This window comes from Streptomyces sp. NPDC092370 (assembly GCF_044755265.1).
Classification (GTDB): domain Bacteria; phylum Actinomycetota; class Actinomycetes; order Streptomycetales; family Streptomycetaceae; genus Streptomyces.
The window spans coordinates 169,816-188,108 of the sequence record NZ_JBIVQO010000005.1 but is presented as its reverse complement, the minus strand read 5'-3'; the positions used below and the strand labels follow the sequence as shown (position 1 = coordinate 188,108).

General features: G+C 70.3%; 15 protein-coding genes, 1 tRNA gene and 1 pseudogene. 12 read left to right on the top strand and 5 right to left on the bottom strand.

What is annotated here, in order from left to right; genetic code table 11:
• The first annotated feature begins 76 nt into the window (after nucleotides 1-76).
• Nucleotides 77-1,156 (top strand): histidinol-phosphate transaminase, encoded by a 1,080-nt coding sequence (hisC, locus tag ACIQHQ_RS17750; protein ID WP_402612837.1) that lies wholly within the window; start codon nucleotides 77-79, stop codon nucleotides 1,154-1,156.
• Nucleotides 1,157-1,254: 98 nt separating this feature from the next.
• Here the strand turns inward: hisC and ACIQHQ_RS17745 are convergent, their stop codons facing one another.
• On the bottom strand, nucleotides 1,255-1,422 hold the full coding sequence (locus ACIQHQ_RS17745; RefSeq protein ID WP_402612836.1) for a hypothetical protein: 168 nt from the start codon (nucleotides 1,420-1,422) through the stop codon (nucleotides 1,255-1,257).
• Nucleotides 1,423-1,714: 292 nt separating this feature from the next.
• Between ACIQHQ_RS17745 and ACIQHQ_RS17740 the strand changes: the two genes are divergently transcribed.
• The 4 genes from ACIQHQ_RS17740 (at nucleotide 1,715) to ACIQHQ_RS17725 (ending at nucleotide 8,918) form a co-directional block, all read left to right on the top strand.
• Nucleotides 1,715-3,223, top strand: a complete 1,509-nt coding sequence (locus ACIQHQ_RS17740; protein ID WP_402612835.1) for a cytochrome ubiquinol oxidase subunit I — start codon at nucleotides 1,715-1,717, stop codon at nucleotides 3,221-3,223.
• 20 nt (nucleotides 3,224-3,243) lie between these two features.
• The gene (cydB, locus tag ACIQHQ_RS17735; RefSeq protein WP_402612834.1) at nucleotides 3,244-4,248 is read left to right on the top strand and encodes a cytochrome d ubiquinol oxidase subunit II; all 1,005 of its coding nucleotides are present in this window, start codon (nucleotides 3,244-3,246) and stop codon (nucleotides 4,246-4,248) included.
• A 12-nt stretch (nucleotides 4,249-4,260) separates the two neighbouring features.
• Nucleotides 4,261-7,749 (top strand): thiol reductant ABC exporter subunit CydD, encoded by a 3,489-nt coding sequence (gene cydD / locus ACIQHQ_RS17730; protein ID WP_402612833.1) that lies wholly within the window; start codon nucleotides 4,261-4,263, stop codon nucleotides 7,747-7,749.
• A 101-nt stretch (nucleotides 7,750-7,850) separates the two neighbouring features.
• Complete coding sequence (locus ACIQHQ_RS17725; RefSeq protein ID WP_402612832.1) at nucleotides 7,851-8,918, top strand: M23 family metallopeptidase; 1,068 nt, start codon at nucleotides 7,851-7,853, stop codon at nucleotides 8,916-8,918.
• A 19-nt stretch (nucleotides 8,919-8,937) separates the two neighbouring features.
• On the opposite strand, the gene ACIQHQ_RS17720 is transcribed toward ACIQHQ_RS17725, so the two are convergent.
• The 3 genes from ACIQHQ_RS17720 to ACIQHQ_RS17710 all read right to left on the bottom strand — a co-directional run bounded on the left by ACIQHQ_RS17720 (nucleotide 8,938) and on the right by ACIQHQ_RS17710 (nucleotide 11,532).
• Nucleotides 8,938-9,825 (bottom strand): HAD hydrolase family protein, encoded by an 888-nt coding sequence (locus tag ACIQHQ_RS17720; protein WP_402612831.1) that lies wholly within the window; start codon nucleotides 9,823-9,825, stop codon nucleotides 8,938-8,940.
• Between the two features lie 146 nt (nucleotides 9,826-9,971).
• Nucleotides 9,972-10,874 (bottom strand): LLM class flavin-dependent oxidoreductase, encoded by a 903-nt coding sequence (locus ACIQHQ_RS17715; RefSeq protein WP_402612830.1) that lies wholly within the window; start codon nucleotides 10,872-10,874, stop codon nucleotides 9,972-9,974.
• A gap of 109 nt (nucleotides 10,875-10,983) precedes the next feature.
• The gene (locus ACIQHQ_RS17710) at nucleotides 10,984-11,532 is read right to left on the bottom strand and encodes an RNA 2'-phosphotransferase (RefSeq protein ID WP_402612829.1); all 549 of its coding nucleotides are present in this window, start codon (nucleotides 11,530-11,532) and stop codon (nucleotides 10,984-10,986) included.
• A gap of 278 nt (nucleotides 11,533-11,810) precedes the next feature.
• Between ACIQHQ_RS17710 and ACIQHQ_RS17705 the strand changes: the two are divergent.
• Nucleotides 11,811-11,967: pseudogene (locus ACIQHQ_RS17705) on the top strand (helix-turn-helix domain-containing protein); the annotation flags it as partial.
• 140 nt (nucleotides 11,968-12,107) lie between these two features.
• Here ACIQHQ_RS17705 and ACIQHQ_RS17700 read toward each other — a convergent pair.
• A complete protein-coding gene (locus tag ACIQHQ_RS17700) occupies nucleotides 12,108-13,865 on the bottom strand; it encodes an SDR family oxidoreductase (RefSeq protein ID WP_402612828.1) in 1,758 nt (585 codons plus the stop codon).
• A gap of 168 nt (nucleotides 13,866-14,033) precedes the next feature.
• Here ACIQHQ_RS17700 and ACIQHQ_RS17695 point away from each other — a divergent pair, with 168 nt between their 5' ends.
• The 6 genes from ACIQHQ_RS17695 (at nucleotide 14,034) to ACIQHQ_RS17670 (ending at nucleotide 18,258) form a co-directional block, all read left to right on the top strand.
• Nucleotides 14,034-15,002 carry an ABC transporter ATP-binding protein gene (locus ACIQHQ_RS17695; RefSeq protein WP_402613067.1) on the top strand — a complete coding sequence of 323 codons (969 nt, stop codon included), beginning with the start codon at nucleotides 14,034-14,036 and terminating at the stop codon, nucleotides 15,000-15,002.
• Nucleotides 14,992-15,909 carry an ABC transporter permease gene (locus tag ACIQHQ_RS17690; RefSeq protein ID WP_402612827.1) on the top strand — a complete coding sequence of 306 codons (918 nt, stop codon included), beginning with the start codon at nucleotides 14,992-14,994 and terminating at the stop codon, nucleotides 15,907-15,909. Before ACIQHQ_RS17695 ends, ACIQHQ_RS17690 begins: the two co-directional genes overlap by 11 nt.
• A complete protein-coding gene (locus tag ACIQHQ_RS17685) occupies nucleotides 15,906-16,817 on the top strand; it encodes an ABC transporter ATP-binding protein (protein WP_402612826.1) in 912 nt (303 codons plus the stop codon). Before ACIQHQ_RS17690 ends, ACIQHQ_RS17685 begins: the two co-directional genes overlap by 4 nt.
• 9 nt (nucleotides 16,818-16,826) lie before the next feature.
• Entirely contained in the window at nucleotides 16,827-17,546 is a 720-nt protein-coding gene (locus ACIQHQ_RS17680) for an ABC transporter permease (protein ID WP_402612825.1), read from the top strand.
• Nucleotides 17,547-17,645: 99 nt separating this feature from the next.
• Entirely contained in the window at nucleotides 17,646-17,888 is a 243-nt protein-coding gene (locus tag ACIQHQ_RS17675; protein WP_402612824.1) for a hypothetical protein, read from the top strand.
• A gap of 281 nt (nucleotides 17,889-18,169) precedes the next feature.
• Nucleotides 18,170-18,258: transfer RNA gene (locus ACIQHQ_RS17670), tRNA-Ser, on the top strand.
• Nucleotides 18,259-18,293: the final 35 nt, after the last annotated feature.

Sequence of the window (18,293 nt, the reverse complement as noted above, 5' to 3'; positions counted from 1 at the left end):
CCGAATCCTCATAAGGTGAGGAGCATTGGATGTCGGCGGCGGTCATGGGCCGCCGGTCTTCACGAGGAGGACTGCGGTGAGCGAGACGAGCCCCAAGCTGCGCGCCGAGCTGGAGGGAATCCCCACCTACAAGCCGGGCAAGCCCGCCGCGGCAGGTGGTCCGGTGGCCTACAAGCTGTCCTCCAACGAGAACCCGTATCCGCCGCTGCCCGGTGTGATGGAGTCCGTGACGGCGGCGGCCTGCAACTTCAACCGCTACCCGGACATGGCCTGCACGGCGCTGATGAACGAGCTGTCCGAGCGGTTCGGTGTTCCTCTCACTCACCTGGCCACCGGCACCGGTTCGGTCGGTGTCGCCCAGCAGCTGATTCAGGCCACCTCCGGCCCGGGTGACGAGGTGATCTACGCCTGGAGGTCCTTCGAGGCGTACCCCATCATCACGCAGATCAGCGGTGCGACGTCGGTCCAGGTGCCGCTGACGCCGGGGGATGTGCACGACCTCGACGCGATGGCCGATGCGATCACCGACCGGACTCGGCTGATCTTCGTCTGCAACCCCAACAACCCGACCGGCACGGTGGTGCGGCGGGCGGAGCTGGAGCGCTTCCTCGACCGAGTCCCGAGTGACGTGCTGGTGGTTCTCGACGAGGCCTACCGCGAGTTCATCCGCGACCCCGAGGTGCCGGACGGCGTCGAGCTCTACCGGGACCGGCCCAACGTCTGTGTCCTGCGGACCTTCTCCAAGGCGTACGGCCTCGCCGGCCTGCGCGTCGGATTCGCCATCGCCCACGAGCCGGTGGCCGCGGCGCTGCGCAAGACAGCGGTGCCGTTCGGCGTGAGCCAGCTCGCGCAGGAGGCGGCGATCGCCTCGCTGCGGGCCGAGGACGAACTGTTCGGCCGGGTGGGTTCGCTGGTGTGTGAGCGCACGCGCGTGGTCGACGGACTGCGCTCTCAGGGCTGGACGGTGCCCGAGACCCAGGCCAACTTCGTATGGCTGCGGCTGGGGGAGCGCACCGTCCCGTTCGCGGAGGTGTGTGAGCAGGCGGGGGTGGTCATCCGGCCGTTCCCGGGCGAGGGTGTGCGGGTGACGGTCGGGGAAGCCGAGGCGAACGACATCTTCCTGAAGGTGGCGGAAGGGTTCCGTAAGGACCTGTAGGGCCGGGAGCCGGGTCAGGCGCCCGGGAGTTCCATCCGCACGGGACGCCGTCCCGCACGCTCATGTGCAGCCCGGGATCGCCGTCGAGGTGGTCCAGGTCATTGCACGGGCTTGCGAGGCGGCACTCGTCGCCGGGTGAGATCGGCTTGGGTCCGTACAGAGGGCGAGGGGGCGAGGGCGCCATCGGCCCACAAGGTGAAGGTGCCCGGCTCGACGGCTTGCCGGACGCCTGTTTCACGTGAAACCGAACCCGTGTCGAAGTACACCTTCTCGCCCCAGGCGCGGGCGGTAGGGGTAAGAGGCAGTGCCTTGGCGAGCGCCTATGTGGTCGGGCTGTCGTCGGGGGGTGGCGGTGAGATGTCCCGCCCGGTCAGAAGATCCGTATCGGCGGCGATGTCGGTGCGGGTATGCCGTTGACTCAACAATATGTTGAAGCCCTGGGTCGAGGGCTGACTGTGACAGGGGATACAGCCCCCCCCCTCCGGAGCTCGAAAGTTCGTGCTGCATAATGGCTTGTGAATGTGAACGCTTTCACAAGCGTATGTAAGGAGCGGCGACGTGGACCTGGCTCTGGCGCCGGAGACCCTGGCGCGATGGCAGTTCGGCATCACCACCGTGTATCACTTTCTGTTCGTCCCCCTGACGATCTCGCTGGCCGCGCTCACGGCCGGCCTGCAGACGGCCTGGGTGCGGACGGAGAAGGAGAAGTACCTCCAGGCGACGAAGTTCTGGGGCAAGCTTTTCTTGATCAACATCGCGATGGGGGTGGTCACCGGGATCGTGCAGGAGTTCCAGTTCGGCATGAACTGGTCGGACTACTCGCGCTTCGTCGGTGACGTCTTCGGTGCGCCGTTGGCCTTCGAGGCCCTGATCGCCTTCTTCTTCGAGTCGACCTTCATCGGCCTGTGGATCTTCGGCTGGGACAAGCTGCCCAAGAAGATCCACCTGGCCTGTATATGGATGGTCTCGATCGGCACCATCCTCTCGGCGTACTTCATCCTCGCGGCCAACTCCTGGATGCAGCACCCGGTCGGCTACCGGATCAACGGGGCGAAGGGCCGGGCCGAACTCACCGACTTCTGGCTGGTGCTCACCCAGAACACCGCGCTCGCCCAGGTCTTCCACACGCTCACCGCGGCCTTCCTGACCGGCGGTGCCTTCATGGTCGGCATCGCCGCTTTCCACCTGGTCCGCAAGAAGCACGTCCCGGTGATGAAGACGTCGCTGCGGCTGGGCCTCGTCACCGTCGTTATCGGCGGTCTCCTCACCGCGATCAGCGGCGACGTGCTCGGCAAGATCATGTACCAGCAGCAGCCGATGAAGATGGCCGCGGCAGAGGCGCTGTGGGACGGCGAGAAGCCGGCCCCCTTCTCGGTCTTTGCCATCGGCGACGTCGACAAGGGCCACAACAAGGTCGCCATCGAGATTCCCGGCCTGCTGTCCTTCCTCGCGAAGGACGACTTCACCTCGTACGTGCCCGGCATCAACGACGTCAACAAGGCCGAACAGGAGAAGTACGGGCCCGGCGACTACCGCCCCAACATTCCCGTCGCCTACTGGGGTTTCCGGTGGATGATCGGCTTCGGTATGACGTCGTTCGCCATCGGCCTTGCCGGTCTGTGGCTGACCCGCAAGAAGTTCCTGCTGCCACGGCATCTGAGGGTGGGCGACGACGAAGTGCCGCATCTCGTGCTGCTGCCGAAGAAGGCGCTCGGTCCGACCCTCACCAAGTGGTACTGGCGCATCGCGATCCTGACTCTGGGCTTCCCGCTGATCGCCAGTTCCTGGGGCTGGATCTTCACCGAGATGGGCCGCCAGCCCTGGGTCGTCTACGGCCTGTTCCAGACGCGTGACGCGGTCTCCCCCGGTGTCTCCCAGGCCGAGGTCATCACCTCGATGGTCGTCTTCACCACGCTGTACGCGATCCTCGCCGTCGTCGAGGTCAAGCTGCTGGTCAAGTACGTCAAGGCAGGCCCCCCGGAGCTCACCGAGGCCGATCTCAACCCGCCCACGAAGATCGGCGGCGACTCCCGTGACGCCGACAAGCCGATGGCCTTCTCGTACTAGGCCGAGGGAGCTGCACAGTCATGGAACTGCACGACGTCTGGTTCGTCCTGATCGCCGTCCTGTGGACCGGCTACTTCTTCCTGGAGGGCTTCGACTTCGGGGTCGGCGTGCTCACGAAGCTGCTCGCCCGCGACCGGCCCGAGAAGCGGGTGCTGATCAACACCATCGGCCCCGTCTGGGACGGCAACGAGGTGTGGCTGCTCTCGGCGGGCGGCGCGACTTTCGCCGCCTTCCCCGAGTGGTACGCCACGCTCTTCTCCGGCTTCTACCTGCCCCTGCTGCTCATCCTGGTCTGCCTGATCGTCCGCGGTGTGGCCTTCGAGTACCGCGTGAAGCGGCCCGAGGAGAACTGGCAGCGCAACTGGGAGACGGCGATCTTCTGGACCTCGTTGCTGCCGGCGTTCCTGTGGGGTGTGGCCTTCGGCAACATCGTGCGGGGCGTGAAGATCGACCAGAACTTCAACTACGCCGGCGGCGTCCTGGATCTGCTCAACCCCTACGCGCTGCTGGGCGGTCTGGTGACGCTGGCGCTGTTCACCTTCCACGGGACGGTGTTCGTCGGGCTCAAGACCGTCGGGGAGATCCGGGAGCGGGCGCGGAAGCTGGCGCTGCGCGTCGGACTGGTGACCGCCCTGCTGGCACTCGCCTTCCTGCTGTGGACGCAGGCCGAGCGGGGCGACGGTGCGTCGTTCGTCGCGATGGTCGTGGCCGTGGCATCGCTCCTCGTGGCCCTGGTCGCGGCACGGGCCGGGCGTGAGGGGTGGGCGTTCGCCCTGTCGGGGCTCACCATCGTGGCCACGGTGGCGATGCTCTTCCTGACGCTGTTCCCGAACGTCATGCCGTCGACGCTGAACCCGGACTGGAGCCTGACGGTCACCAATGCCTCGTCCACCCCGTACACGCTGAAGATCATGACCTGGTGTGCCGGGATCGCCACCCCGATCGTCCTGCTCTACCAGGGCTGGACGTACTGGGTGTTCCGCAAGCGGATCGGTACGCAACACATAGCCGAGACCGTGCACTGAGGTGTGTTTCACGTGAAACCAATCGATCCGCGTCTGCTTCGGTACGCCCGTGCCACCCGGGGCTTCCTGTTGGCGGTCGTCGTCCTGGGGGCGGTGGGCGCGGGCCTGGTCATCGCGCAGGCGATGCTCATCGCCGAGGTGGTGGTCGGCGCTTTCCAGCACGGCATGTCGGTGTCCGAACTCGGCACTCCCCTGCTGCTGTTGACAGCCGTCGCGGTCGGCCGGGCGCTGATCGGCTGGCTCACCGAGCTGGCGGCGCACCGGGCGAGCGCGGCGGTGAAGTCCGAGCTGCGGGGCCGGCTGCTGGAGCGTGCCGCCGAGCTCGGTCCGGGCTGGCTGAGCGGGCAGCGGACCGGTTCACTGGTCGCCCTGGCCACACGGGGCGTCGACGCCCTTGACGACTACTTCTCCCGGTACCTGCCGCAGCTGGGTCTCGCGGTGGTCGTGCCGGTGGCGGTGCTGGCCCGGATCGTCACCGAGGACTGGGTCTCCGCGGCCATCATCGTGGGCACCCTGCCCCTCATCCCGGTCTTCATGGTGCTGATCGGCTGGGCCACCCAGGCCCGGATGGACCGTCAGTGGCGGCTGCTGTCACGGCTGTCCGGGCACTTCCTGGACGTGGTCGCGGGGCTGCCGACACTCAAGGTGTTCGGGCGGGCCAAAGCGCAGGCGGAGTCGATCCGGCGGATCACCGACGAGTACCGGCGGGCGACCATGCGAACGCTGCGGATCGCCTTCATCTCCTCGTTCGCGCTGGAGCTGCTCGCGACGATCTCGGTGGCGCTGGTCGCCGTGACGATCGGCATGCGGCTGGTGCACGGGGAGATGGACCTGTACATCGGCCTGGTCATCCTGATCCTCGCCCCCGAGGCGTATCTGCCGTTGCGGCAGGTCGGGGCGCAGTACCACGCGGCGGCAGAAGGGCTCGCCGCGGCCGAGGAGATCTTCGAGGTCCTGGAGACGCCCGCCCCGGCATCCGGCTCCGGGCCCGTGCCGGAGGGGGCACTGTCATTCGAGGGCGTGACCGTCCGGTACCCGGGGCGGTCGATGGACGCCGTCTCGAACCTGTCCTTCAGCGTCGAGCCCGGGGAGACGGTCGCGCTGGTCGGTCCGAGCGGCGCCGGCAAGTCGACGCTGCTGAGCGTCCTGCTGGGGTTCGTGCGACCGGCCGAGGGGCGGGTGCGGATCGGGGGAGCCGACCTCACCGACACCGACCTGGAGCAATGGCGCTCCCGGATCGCGTGGGTGCCGCAGCGGCCGCATCTGTACGCCGGGACGATCGCTGAGAACGTACGCCTGGCGCGGCCCGGCGCCGACGACGACGCCGTACGGCGGGCGTTGCGGGACGCCGGGGCGCTGGAGTTCGTCGACGCGCTGGCCGGGGGCGTGGACACGGTGCTCGGCGAGGACGGCGCCGGGCTGTCCGCGGGGCAGCGGCAGCGGCTCGCGCTGGCCCGGGCGTTCCTCGCGGACCGGCCCGTGCTGCTGCTCGACGAGCCGACCGCGGCGCTGGACGGGGCCACGGAGGCCGAGATCGTCGCTGCGGTGCGGCGCCTCGCGGCAGGCCGGACCGTGCTGCTGGTGGTGCACCGGCCGGCGCTGCTGGAGGTCGCGGACCGGGTCGTGCGGCTGGCGGAGCCCGGGACCACGATTGCCTTGCCCGAGGCGCCCGCCGCAGCCCGGGGAACCGAGGCGCGGTCCGTTGAAGCCGAACAGCCCATCCCGGCCCAGCCCGTCGAGACATCGGCTTCGAGCGGGGTCCTCACCCGCGTGCGTGCCCTGTCCGGAGCCCGGCGTGGGCGTCTCGGACTCGCCCTGCTGCTCGGGAGTCTCGCACTGGGGAGTGCCGTGGGGCTCATGGCCACCTCCGGGTGGCTGATCTCGCGGGCCTCGCAGCAGCCGCCCGTGCTGTATTTGATGATGGCCGTCACGGCGACGCGGGCGTTCGGGATCGGACGAGCCGTCTTCCGCTACGCCGAGCGGCTGGTGTCACACGATGCCGTGCTGCGGATGCTGGCGGACACCCGGGTCGCTGTGTTCCGCAGGCTGGAGCGGCTTGCGCCGGCCGGACTGCACCGGACCCGTCGGGGCGATCTGCTCTCCCGCCTGGTCGCGGACGTGGACGCGCTGCAGGACTACTGGCTGCGGTGGCTGCTTCCGGCCGGGGCGGCCGTCGTCGTGTCGGCCGCGTCCGTCGGCTTCACGGCATGGCTGCTGCCCGAGGCCGGGGCGGTGCTCGCGACCGGGCTCCTGGCGGCAGGGGTCGGCGTGCCGCTGATCACCGGCGCGGTGGCCCGGCGGGCCGAGCACCGGCTGGCACCCGCACGCGGGGCGCTCGCGACGCGGGTGGCCGATCTGCTGACCGGTACCGCGGAACTGACGGTCGCCGGCGCCCTGCCCACGCGGACCGCCCAGGCTCGCGAGGCCGACGGCGTCCTCACCCGCATCGCTTCACGCGCCGCCACTGCCACGGCCCTCGGCGACGGTCTCACCGCGCTGATCTCCGGCCTGACCGTTGCGGCCGCCGCCCTGGCCGGAGCGCAGTCGGTCGCCGCCGGGCGGCTGGACGGGGTGGCCATGGCCGCCGTCGTCCTGACCCCGCTCGCCGCCTTCGAGGCCGTGCTCGGACTGCCGCTCGCCGTGCAGTACCGGCAGCGCGTGCACCGGAGCGCGGAACGGGTGTACGAGGTGCTGGACGCTCCGGAGCCGGTGCGGGAGCCGGAGCGGCCGCGGCAGGCGCCCGCATCACCGTTCCCGCTCGTCGTCGCGGGGCTGACCGCGCGGCACGCCGGACAGGAGCGGGACGCGCTCGCCGGGATCGACCTGACCCTCGAGAAGGGCCGCCGGATCGCCGTGGTGGGACCCTCCGGCTCCGGCAAGACGACGCTGGCGCAGGTGCTGCTCCGGTTCCTCGACCCGGACGCGGGCTCGTACACGCTGGCGGGTGTGGACGCGTACGCGCTGCTCAGTGACGACGTCCGGGAGCTCGTCGGGCTGTGTGCACAGGACGCGCACCTCTTCGACAGCTCGCTGCGCGAGAACCTGCTGCTCGCCCGGAAGGACGCCACCGAGGACCGGCTGCGCGCCGCGCTGGGCCGGGCCCGGCTGCTGGACTGGGCCGACAGCCTGCCCGACGGGCTCGACACGCTTGTCGGCGAGCACGGAGCACGGCTGTCCGGAGGGCAGCGGCAGCGGCTGGCGCTGGCCAGGGCACTCCTCGCCGACTTCCCCGTCCTGGTGCTCGACGAGCCCGCCGAGCACCTCGACCTGCCGACCGCCGACGCGCTCACCGCCGATCTGCTGGCCGCCACCGAGGGTTGTACGACGCTGCTCATCACGCACCGGCTGGTAGGGCTCGAAGCGGTCGACGAGGTGATCGTGCTCGACCGGGGACGGGTGGTACAGCGCGGGCCGTACGCCGAGCTGGTGGCCGCGGACGGGCCGTTGCGGGGGATGGCGCAGCGGGAGGCGGCGGCGGAGTCGCTGGTGGGGGTTCGTTAGCGGCCGGGAACGGCCCGCGCTGGGCCGTTCGGCGCAGCCGTTCCCCCAGCCGTACGACGTGAACAGGACCGGGTCGGCCGGACTGGGCGACGATCGCTGACATGTGCTCATATCGCCGTTATCGGCTGGTCGTTCCGGTCCTGCTGTGCGCGCTGGCCGCGCTCGCCGCCCGGCCGGCGACGGCGCCCGAGGAATCAGGGAACGGCACCGGGACCGGCGCGGACACGGCGCTCAGCGCCGAGGTGGCGCGGCTGTACGAGGAGGCCGCGGTGGCGACGCGGCAGTACGAGGCGGGCCGGGAGGAGGCCGAGGAGCAGCGGGCCGAGGCGCAGCGGGCGGAGGCGCTCCTGGAGGCGCAGCGGCGGCGCATCGCCGCGCTGCACGAGGATTTGGGCCGCATCGCCCGGGCCCAGTACCGCGGTAGCGGCGGCCTGCCGGTGGCGGCGCACATGATCCTCGCCGGTAGCCCCGACGGCCTGATGCGAGGTCAGCACGCCTTCGCCCAAGCGGATCTCGCCGTGAACAACGCGATCTCCAAGAACCAGCGCGCGGAGGCCCGGCTGGCGGCGGACGAGGCCAAGGCCGCGGCCCAGTGGCAGGTGCTGGACAAGCGCAACACCCAACTCGCCGGTCTCAAGGCGGGCATCGAGCAGAAGCTGGAGTCGGCCCGTGCCCGGCTCCAGGGGCAGGCGGACGCCGCGGTCGCCGCCGGGGCGTGCCGCGGAGCGGCCCGGCTGGATCAGCCGGAGACGGGCTTCGGCGACGGCGACTGGGTCGCGCCGGTCGAGACGTACGAACTCTCCGCCTCCTACGGCAGTGGTGGCGCGCGCTGGTCGAACCGGCACACCGGGCAGGACTTCGCGGTGCCGATCGGTACACCGGTGCGGGCCGTGGGGACGGGTCGGGTCGTGAGGGTGTCCTGCGGGGGCGCCTTCGGCATCGAGATCGTGCTCAAGCACGCGGGCGGCTATTACACGCAGTACGCCCATTTGGCGTCCGTCGCGGTCGACCAGGGGGAGCACGTCAGCCCGGGCGAGTGGATCGGTCAGTCGGGCACCACGGGCAACTCCACCGGCCCGCACCTGCACTTCGAGGCCCGGGTCACACCGCAGACGGGCTCGGCGGTGAACCCGGTGTCGTGGCTGGCGGCGCGTGGGGTGTCCCTCTGAGGCCCCCGGCCCCCGGTGGCTACGGCAGTTCCGCCAGCAGCTCCTCGATCACGACCGCCACCCCGTCGTCGTTGTTCGCGACCGTCCGGCCCGAGGCGGCGGCGATCACGTCCGGGTGCGCGTTGCCCATCGCGTAGGACCGGCCCGCCCAGGTGAGCATCTCCACGTCGTTCGGCATGTCGCCGAAGGCGACGACCTGTTCGTGCGAGATGCCGCGTTCCGCGCAGCACAGGGCGAGGGTGCTGGCCTTCGACACCCCCGGGCCGCTGATCTCCAGGAGGGCGCTGGGGCTGGAGCGGGTGACGTTGGCGCGGTCGCCGATGGCGAGGCGGGCCAGGGTCAGGAAGGCGTCGGGGTCGATCTCGGGGTGATAGGCGAGGATCTTCAGCACCGGCTCGCCGGCGGCCCGGTGGTCCGGGCCCAGCAGTTCCTCGGCCGGGGCGAGGCTGTCCGGTATCTCCATGTGCAACTTCGGGTACGCCGGCTCCTGGTAGAAGCCGTACGTCTGCTCCACCGCGTACACCGTGCCCGGCGCCGCGTCGCGCAGCAGCCGCACGGCGTCCAGGGCGTTCTCCCGGGCCAGCTCCCGCACCTTCATGAACCGGTGGGCGCCGGGGCCGCCGTGCAGGTCGACCACGGCGGCCCCGTTGCCGCAGATCGCCAGGCCGTGGCCGTGCACGTGGTCGCTGACGACGTCCATCCAGCGGGCCGGGCGGCCTGTGACGAAGAAGACCTCGATGCCCGCCTTCTCGGCTGCGGCGAGCGCCGCGACCGTACGCGGGGAGACCGACTTGTCGTCGCGCAGCAGAGTGCCGTCGAGGTCGGTGGCGATCAGCCGCGGCGGGAGGGTCTCGGCCGCGGTCTCGGGCTGTCGGGTCGCTGAGGTCACCCGGCCATTGTCCCGCACATGCCTGCACGTGCGTGCGGGGCTCCGCACAGGTGAGTGGATACCGCTCTCGCCAGGACCCCTGTCGGGGCTTCCGGCGAGAGCCGACACCTGGGCTTTCCCACCGGAACCCTTCGCCGGAGGCTCCTCGGCACCTCCGTCCACGCTCAGCGCAACTGTGCGGGTGCCTCCATGGCGATCTGCTCGAAGACCTTCTCGTCCGCCGCGAACTGCGAGTCGGGAATCGGCCAGTGGATCACGATCTCCGTGAAGCCCAGCTCCACATGCCGCCCGGCGAAGTCCACGAACGCGTTCAAGGACCGGAGTGGACCGCCGCGGTCCGGCGTGAATCCGGTGAGCAGGACCCGGTCGAGACCGGTCATGTCCCGGCCGACCTCGGCACAGATGTCGTCGAGCCTCTCCGCTTGCCCACGGATGGCCTGAATCGACTGTTCAGGTGTGCCGTTCTCGTTCAGCTTCGGGTTGCCGGTGGTCACCCACGCCTGGCCGAACCGGGCGGCGAGCCGCATCCCGCGCGGCCCGGTCGCGGCCACCGCGAACGGCAGCCTGGGGCGCTGCACACAGCCGGGGATGTTCCGCGCCTCGTGGGCCGAGTAGAAGTCTCCTTCGTACGACACGGCGTCCTCGCTGAGCAGCCGGTCGAGCAGCGGGATGAACTCACCGAAGCGGTCGGCGCGCTCGCGAGGGGTCCAGGGCTCCTGGCCGAGCGCGGTGGCGTCGAAGCCGGAGCCGCCCGCGCCGATGCCCAGGGTGACCCGCCCGCGGGAGATGTCGTCGAGAGAGATCAGTTCCTTGGCGAGGGTCACCGGGTGCCGGAAGTTCGGCGAGGTCACCAGGGTGCCCAGCCGCAGCCGGTCGGTGACGCTCGCGGCGGCCGTGAGGGTCGGCACGGCGCCGAACCACGGACCGTCCCGGAAGGTGCGCCAGGACAGGTGGTCGTAGGTGTACGCGGTGTGGAAGCCGAGCTGCTCGGCGCGCGTCCAGGCCGCGCGGCCGCCTTCGTGCCAGCGGCGGTACGGGAGGATCACGGTGCTCAGGCGCAGACTCATGGCGTCGAGCTTAAGGGAGCGTCGTCAGGCACCCGGAGGTGTTTCACGTGAAACAGTCACCGTGCGCGTCCAGGTGGACACAGTGGGGGAACGACCGGGGGCGTGAAGGTCAGCCCGACCCGGGAAAGCGCAGATAGCGAGCCGGTACGGACTGTGTCAGCCATACGCCGTTCGCACTCACCTGGAAGACGTGGCCGTCCCGGTGCATGGCACCCGCGTCCACCACCAGCACGACCGGCCGCCCCCGGCGCGCGCCGACGCGGGTCGCCGTCTCCCGGTCGGGCGAGAGATGCACGGCATGCCGGGTCATCGGCCGGAGCCCCTCGGCCCGGATCGCGTCCAGGGTGCGGGTGGTGGTGCCGTGGTAGAGATAGGCGGGTGGGGTGGCCGGTGCCAGTCCCAGGTCGACCTCCACGCTGTGACCCTGGCTAGCCCGGATCCGCGTTCCCTCGAGGGCGAAACGTCGCTTGTCGTTGGTGGCGACGACCTGGTCCAGTTCGTCGCGGGTGAACCGGAAGCCGTGTGCGGCGGCCGCGGCGATCAACGTGTCGATCTCCACCCAGCCGGCCTCGTCGAGGGTCAGTCCGATGCGTTCCGGCTGGTGACGCAGATGCTTCGACAGGTACTTCGACACCTTCACGGTGCGTCTCTCCTCCATCCCCTCAGGGTGCGGGAGAGATGTGAATCACGCGATCGAGTTTCGCTTCGCAGGTTTGATCCACAACCAAGGGTGGTTATCCACAGCGGAATCAACGGTTCTGTGGACAACTACTGCCGGGACCTGCCGGATTCGCAGGGTTGGCGGCTGGATGGGCGGTCACGTTCGTTTCGGTCCGTACCAGTGAAGAGGTCTGAACTGCGCCCTCCCAGTCGCTGGCAATGTGAGCGGCTGAGCCTGTTCGTGTACACCGACGCACCGACCAGGAAGGGCAGAAGCTGCGGCAGATCGTGCGCCGGGGCAGTACCAGCGCGGTGCGCTACCGACGCGGTACAACGAAATCGGCATGGCCTGCCCGGACCCTCGGTGGGCGGGAGGCCGTCCCCGCTGCTGAGCGATGACGACGAGGGCTTCATCATCCGGACGGCCACCACGGCTGGGCCGAGCAGGGCGCCCGCATCCGAAGCGAGAAGGGCATCCGCTGGGGCGGACGCCCCCGCGTAACCGCAGCCTGAAGCCGGCGAACCCATGCGGTCACCGCGAGCTGCCGTTGTGGGGATTCGGAGCCCTCGGCCTCACACCGGAGGCTTCACCCGCGCGATCCTCCGCAGTGCCCCCGGCGCCCACCGCGAGAGCCACCGCGCACCCCGCGCCTCGGGCGTCACCGGCACCACCGCCTCGTCGCGCGTCACCGCGCGCAGAATGGCGCGGGCGACCTTCTCCGGCGGGTAGTTGCGCAGCCCGTACAGCCGGGCGGTGCGCCTGCGCAGCCGCTGTTCCTCCCGGGCGTCGACCCCGGCGAAGTGCGCCGTCGACGTGATGGCCGTGTTGACGAAGCCGGGGCAGACCGCCGTCACACCGATCCTCTGCCCGGCGAGCTCCGCCCGCAGGCACTCGCTGAGCATCAGCACGGCCGCCTTGGAGGTGCTGTAGGCGGGCAGCGCCCGGGAGGGCTGGTACGCCGCGGCCGACGCCACGTTGATGATGTGACCGCCCTGCCCGCGCTCGGCCATCCGGCGGCCGAAGAGCCGACAGCCGTGGATGACGCCCCACAGGTTGACGTCGAGCACCTTCTTCCAGTGCTCCGGCGTGGTGTCGAAGAAGGAACCGGACAGTCCGATCCCGGCGTTGTTCACGAGGACGTCCACCACCCCGTACTCGGCGGTGACCTTCTCGGCGAGCTTCTCCATGGCTTGCTCGTCGGAGACGTCGACCGTCTCCGCCCAGGCGTCCGGGGCACCGAGCAGGCGGGAGGACTCGGCGGTGCGGGCCGCGGCCTCCGCGTTCCGGTCGACGGCCACCACGCGCGCCCCGGCCTTGGCGAACGCGAGCGCCGTGGCCCGCCCGATGCCGCTGCCCGCCCCGGTGACCAGCACGAGCTGCCCGCCGAACCGCTCGGCGTGCTCGCCGCTCGCCACCATCGGGGACCTCCCGTTCTCGACGGACGTCACGAACTCGTCGATCCAGGAGGCCAGCTGGTCCGGGCGGGTGCGCGGGATCCAGTGCCCCGCCTGGATCGTCCGGCGGGTCAGCTGCGGAACCCATTGATCCAGTTCGTCGTGGAGCCGCTCCGAGAGGAACCGGTCCTCCAAAGGCGTGATGATCTGCACGGGTGCGTGGGCATGAGCGTCCGGACGTGGGCTGCGCATCCGCGGCCGGACGTTGTCCCGGTACAGCCAGGCCCCGTGGGCCGCGTCCGACGGCAGGGACGCGGTGGGGTAGTCGCCCCTGGGCACCTTCTCGACGCGCTCCAGGACCCGGGGCCAGCGCTTGCCGAGCGGTCCTCGCCAGGCCAGTTCGGGCAGCACGGGCGTATGCAGCAGGTACACGTACCAGGACCGGGCACCCTGCCCGAGGAGCTGGCCGACCCGCCGCGGAGTGGGCCGCTTCACACGCCGGTCGATCCAGTGGCCGAAGTGGTCCAGCGACGGGCCGGACATCGACGTGAAGGAGGCGATGCGGCCCTCGGTGCGCCGCACGGTGGTGAACTCCCAGGCCTGCACCGAGCCCCAGTCGTGCCCGACCAGGTGCACCGGCTCGTCCGGACTCACCACGTCCACGACGGCCAGGAAGTCGTCCGTCAGCTTCTCCAGCGTGAACCCGCCCCGCAGTGGCCGCGGCGCCGTCGAGCGGCCGTGGCCGCGGACGTCGTACGCCACCACGTGGAAGCGCCCGGCGAGCCGCTCGGCGACCTCGGACCACACCTCTTTGCTGTCGGGGTAACCGTGCACCAGGACGACCGTCGGCCGTCCCGGATCACCCAGCTCGGCCACGCACAGCTCGACTCCGCCCGTCCGCACCCTGCGCTCCCGCGCGCCCGTCAGCAACGTCATCCGGCGAATCTGGCAGTTGTTAGAGAGTTCGTCAATAGAGACTTCCCGGCCGTGGTAACTCTCAAGAATCAGCTCCCCTAGGGGCCCGTAATACTCAGGGCTGATCCGAAGACAGCTCTGCGGAGTGACGACCGCCACGCGCACGGCCCCTACCTTCGAGGGGTGACTGTGATCGCGACCGAAAGCCTGAGCAAGCGGTTCCCCCGGGTGACCGCGCTTGACCGGCTCTCCGTGGACGTCGGACCCGGTGTGACCGGACTCGTCGGAGCCAACGGAGCCGGCAAGTCCACACTGATCAAGATCCTGCTGGGTCTGTCCCCCGCCACCGAGGGCCGCGCCGAAGTGCTCGGCCTCGACGTCGCCACCCAGGGCGCCGACATCCGTGAGCGCGTCGGTTACATGCCCGAGCACGACTGCCTGCCGCCGGACGTCTCCGCCACCGAGTTCGTCGTCCACATGGCGCGCATGTCCGGCCTGCCGCCCACCGCCGCGCGTGAGCGCACGGCCGACACCCTGCGCCACGTCGGCCTGTACGAGGAGCGCTACCGCCCCATCGGCGGCTACTCGACCGGCATGAAACAGCGCGTCAAGCTCGCGCAGGCCCTTGTCCACGACCCGCAGCTGGTCTTCCTGGACGAGCCGACCAACGGACTCGACCCGGTCGGCCGCGACGAGATGCTCGGCCTGATCCGCCGCATCCACACCGACTTCGGCATCTCGGTCCTGGTCACCTCCCACCTGCTGGGCGAGTTGGAGCGCACCTGCGACCACGTCGTGGTCGTCGACGGAGGCAAGCTCCTGCGCTCCAGCTCCACCACGGACTTCACACAGACCACCACGACCCTCGCGATCGAGGTCACCGACACCGACGAGCACCCGGACGGCACCCGTGCGGTGCGCGAGGCGCTGCACGCGCGCGGGGTGAGCGTCGAGGACGGAAGCGGCCTGCCGGGCGCCGGCCACGTCCTGCTGCTCACCGCGCAGGGCGAGAAGACGTACGACCTGGTCCGAGACGTGATCGCCGACCTCGGACTCGGCCTGGTGCGCATGGAGCAGCGCAGGCACCACATCTCCGAGGTCTTCACGGCCCATGACCGGAACGAGCAGCGGAAGGAGGCGGTCGGCCATGGCGGTTGAGCACTCCACGGGGACACCGGCCCCGGCACCGGGTGACCAGACCCGCATCCACAACATCGGCTACCGCAGCTACGACGGCCCCCGCCTCGGCCGCGCCTACGCCCGCCGCTCCCTGTACTCGCAGTCCCTGCGCGGCTCCTACGGCCTCGGCCGCTCGGTGAAGTCCAAGGTGCTGCCGATGCTGCTGTTCGTGGTGATGTGCGTGCCCGCGGCCATCATGGTCGCCGTCGCGGTCGCCACCAAGGCCAACGCCCTGCCCCTGGACTACACGCGCTACGCGATCGTCATGCAGGCGGTCATCAGCCTGTACGTGGCCTCGCAGGCCCCCCAGTCCGTCTCGCGGGACCTGCGCTTCAAGACCGTTCCGCTGTACTTCTCGCGGCCCATCGAGACCGCCGACTACGTCCGCGCCAAGTTCGCGGCGCTGGCCTCGGCGCTGTTCGTCCTCACGGCCGCTCCCCTGCTCGTGCTCTACGTCGGCGCCCTGCTGGCCAAGCTCGACTTCGCCGACCAGACCAAGGGATTCGCACAAGGACTGGTGTCCGTGGCACTGCTCTCACTGCTCTTCGCCGGCATCGGCCTGGTCATCGCGTCCTTCACCCCGCGCCGCGGCTTCGGCATCGCGGCCGTGATCGCCGTGCTGACCATCACCTACGGCGCGGTCTCCACCCTCCAGGCCATCGCCGACGCCCAGGGCAGCGGCGACGCCGTGCCGTGGATCGGACTGTTCTCGCCGATCACGATCGTCGACGGTGTGCAGTCCGCGTTCCTGGGGGCGACGTCCGCTTCTCCCAGCGGGGTGGGCCCGAGCAACGCCGAGGGCATCGTCTACGTGGTCGTCGCCCTGGGCCTGATCGCGGCGAGCTACGCCCTCCTGATGCGCCGCTACAAGAAGGTGGGACTGTGACCACGCTCTCCATCGACCACGTCTCCCGCTGGTTCGGCAACGTGGTCGCCGTCAACGACATCACCATGACCATCGGCCCCGGGGTCACGGGCCTGCTCGGTCCGAACGGCGCCGGCAAGTCCACCCTGATCAACATGATGGGCGGATTCCTGGCCCCCTCCACGGGCACCGTCACCCTCGACGGCCAGGCCGTGTGGCGCAACGAGCAGATCTACAAGCAGATCGGCGTCGTGCCCGAGCGGGAGGCGATGTACGACTTCCTCACCGGGAAGGAGTTCGTCCTGGCCAACGCCGAGTTGCACGGCCTGGGCGCCAAGGCGGCCCAGAAGGCGCTCGCCACGGTCGAGATGGAGTACGCCCAGGACCGCAAGATCCAGACGTACTCCAAGGGCATGCGCCAACGCGTGAAGATGGCCTCCGCCCTGGTCCACGACCCTTCCCTGCTCCTGCTGGACGAGCCGTTCAACGGCATGGACCCACGCCAGCGCATGCAGCTGATGGACCTGCTGCGCCGCATGGGCGATGAGGGCCGCACGGTCCTCTTCTCGTCCCACATCCTCGAAGAGGTCGAGCAACTCGCCTGGCACATCGAGGTCGTCGTCGCCGGCCGGCACGCCGCCAGCGGGGACTTCCGCAAGATCCGCCGCCTGATGACCGACCGGCCGCACCGCTACTTGGTGCGTTCCAGCGACGACCGCGCCCTCGCGGCCGCGCTGATCGCCGACCCGTCGACGGCCGGCATCGAGGTCGACGTCACCGAGGGCGCGCTGCGTGTCCAGGCCGTCGACTTCGGCCGCTTCACGGCCCTGCTGCCGCGGGTGGCCAGGGACCACGGCATCCGGCTGCTCACGGTCTCGCCGTCCGACGAGTCCCTCGAGTCCGTCTTCTCGTACCTCGTCGCGGCGTAGGAGGCCCTGATGTACGACCCCACAGTCGCCCGGCTCACGTACCGGGCCCTGCTCGGCAGGCGCCGGGCCCTCATCCTCGGCGCCCTGCCCATGCTGCTGATCGTGATCGCCGTGGCGGTGCGCGGCCTGGCAGGGGCGGACGACCAGACGGCGTCCGACCTGCTGGGCGGACTCGCCCTCGCGACGATGGTCCCGATCATCGGCGTCATCGCCGGAACGGGCGCGATCGGACCGGAGATCGACGACGGCTCGGTGGTGTACCTGCTGTCCAAGCCGATCAAGCGTCCGACGATCATCTTCACCAAGCTGATCGTGGCCATCGCGGTGACCATGGTGTTCTCCGCTGTGCCGACGCTCATCGCCGGCTTCATCCTGAACGGCAACGGCCAGCAGGTCGCCGTCGCCTACACGGTGGCCGCCCTGGTCGCCTCCATCGCGTACGCGGCCCTGTTCCTGCTGCTCGGCACGGTCTCCCGGCACGCGGTGGTGTTCGGACTCGTCTACGCGCTGGTCTGGGAGGCCCTGTTCGGCTCCCTGGTACCGGGCGCCCGCACCCTGAGCGTCCAGCAGTGGTCGCTGGCCGTGGCCCAGAAGGTGTCCGGCGGGGACCTGGTCTCCTCCGACGTCGGTCTGACCACGGCGACGGTGCTGCTGGTGGCGGTCACGGTGCTGGCCACCTGGTTCGCCGGACAGAAGCTGCGCTCTCTGACGCTCGCCGGAGAGGAGTGACCGCCTCGGCCTTGACGGAGGCTTCACCTTCGCCCGGGCACACTGGGCGAACGGGATGCAGGGCAATCGCAACGGAAGTTGGACGGCTGGAGGACGGGTATGGCGGGCGAGAGGGCTCAGTACGACGACACCGGGGGCGAGGCCCGGGACGACCTCGACGGTGTCGTACTGGACGAGGACTTCATACGCTCCGCCGGGACCTCCGAGCCGTCCGCCCGTGCCCGGATGCTCGCCGCGAAGTGGCGGCGCGAGGAACCGGAGCCGCAGCCCTGGCGCTCCGACGAGCCGCCTGCGGGCTGGTTCTTCAGCAAGGCCCGGCGGCGCAAGTGGCGCAGGAAGTAACCGGGCTGCCGCCGGCCGGGCCACCGGTTTAATCAGTGGCGTCCCATTCGCCCGGCGGGCAGAGTGATGGTCGTCGCGGCCGGGCGAGGAGCCCGGCGCCACGTTCTGGGAGAGGAGCGGGACGATGTCCATGCACGGCAGTACGTCCAGCTCCCTTCAGGGCAGCCCGCGGCGGGATCCGGAGTAGGCACCACCTCTCCGTGGAACCCGCCCCACACGGGGAGCTGCCCGGGGCGGCCGCTTCGAGCACGCGAATCGCACATCGCGTGGGCCGCCCACCCGGAGGATTGGCCGAGTGGTAAGGCACCGGTTTGCTACACCGTGGTCGGGTCCGCAAGGGCCCGCGCACGTTCGATCCGTGCATCCTCCGCCCAGCACCACCGAGCCCCGAGCACCGGGGCCCGG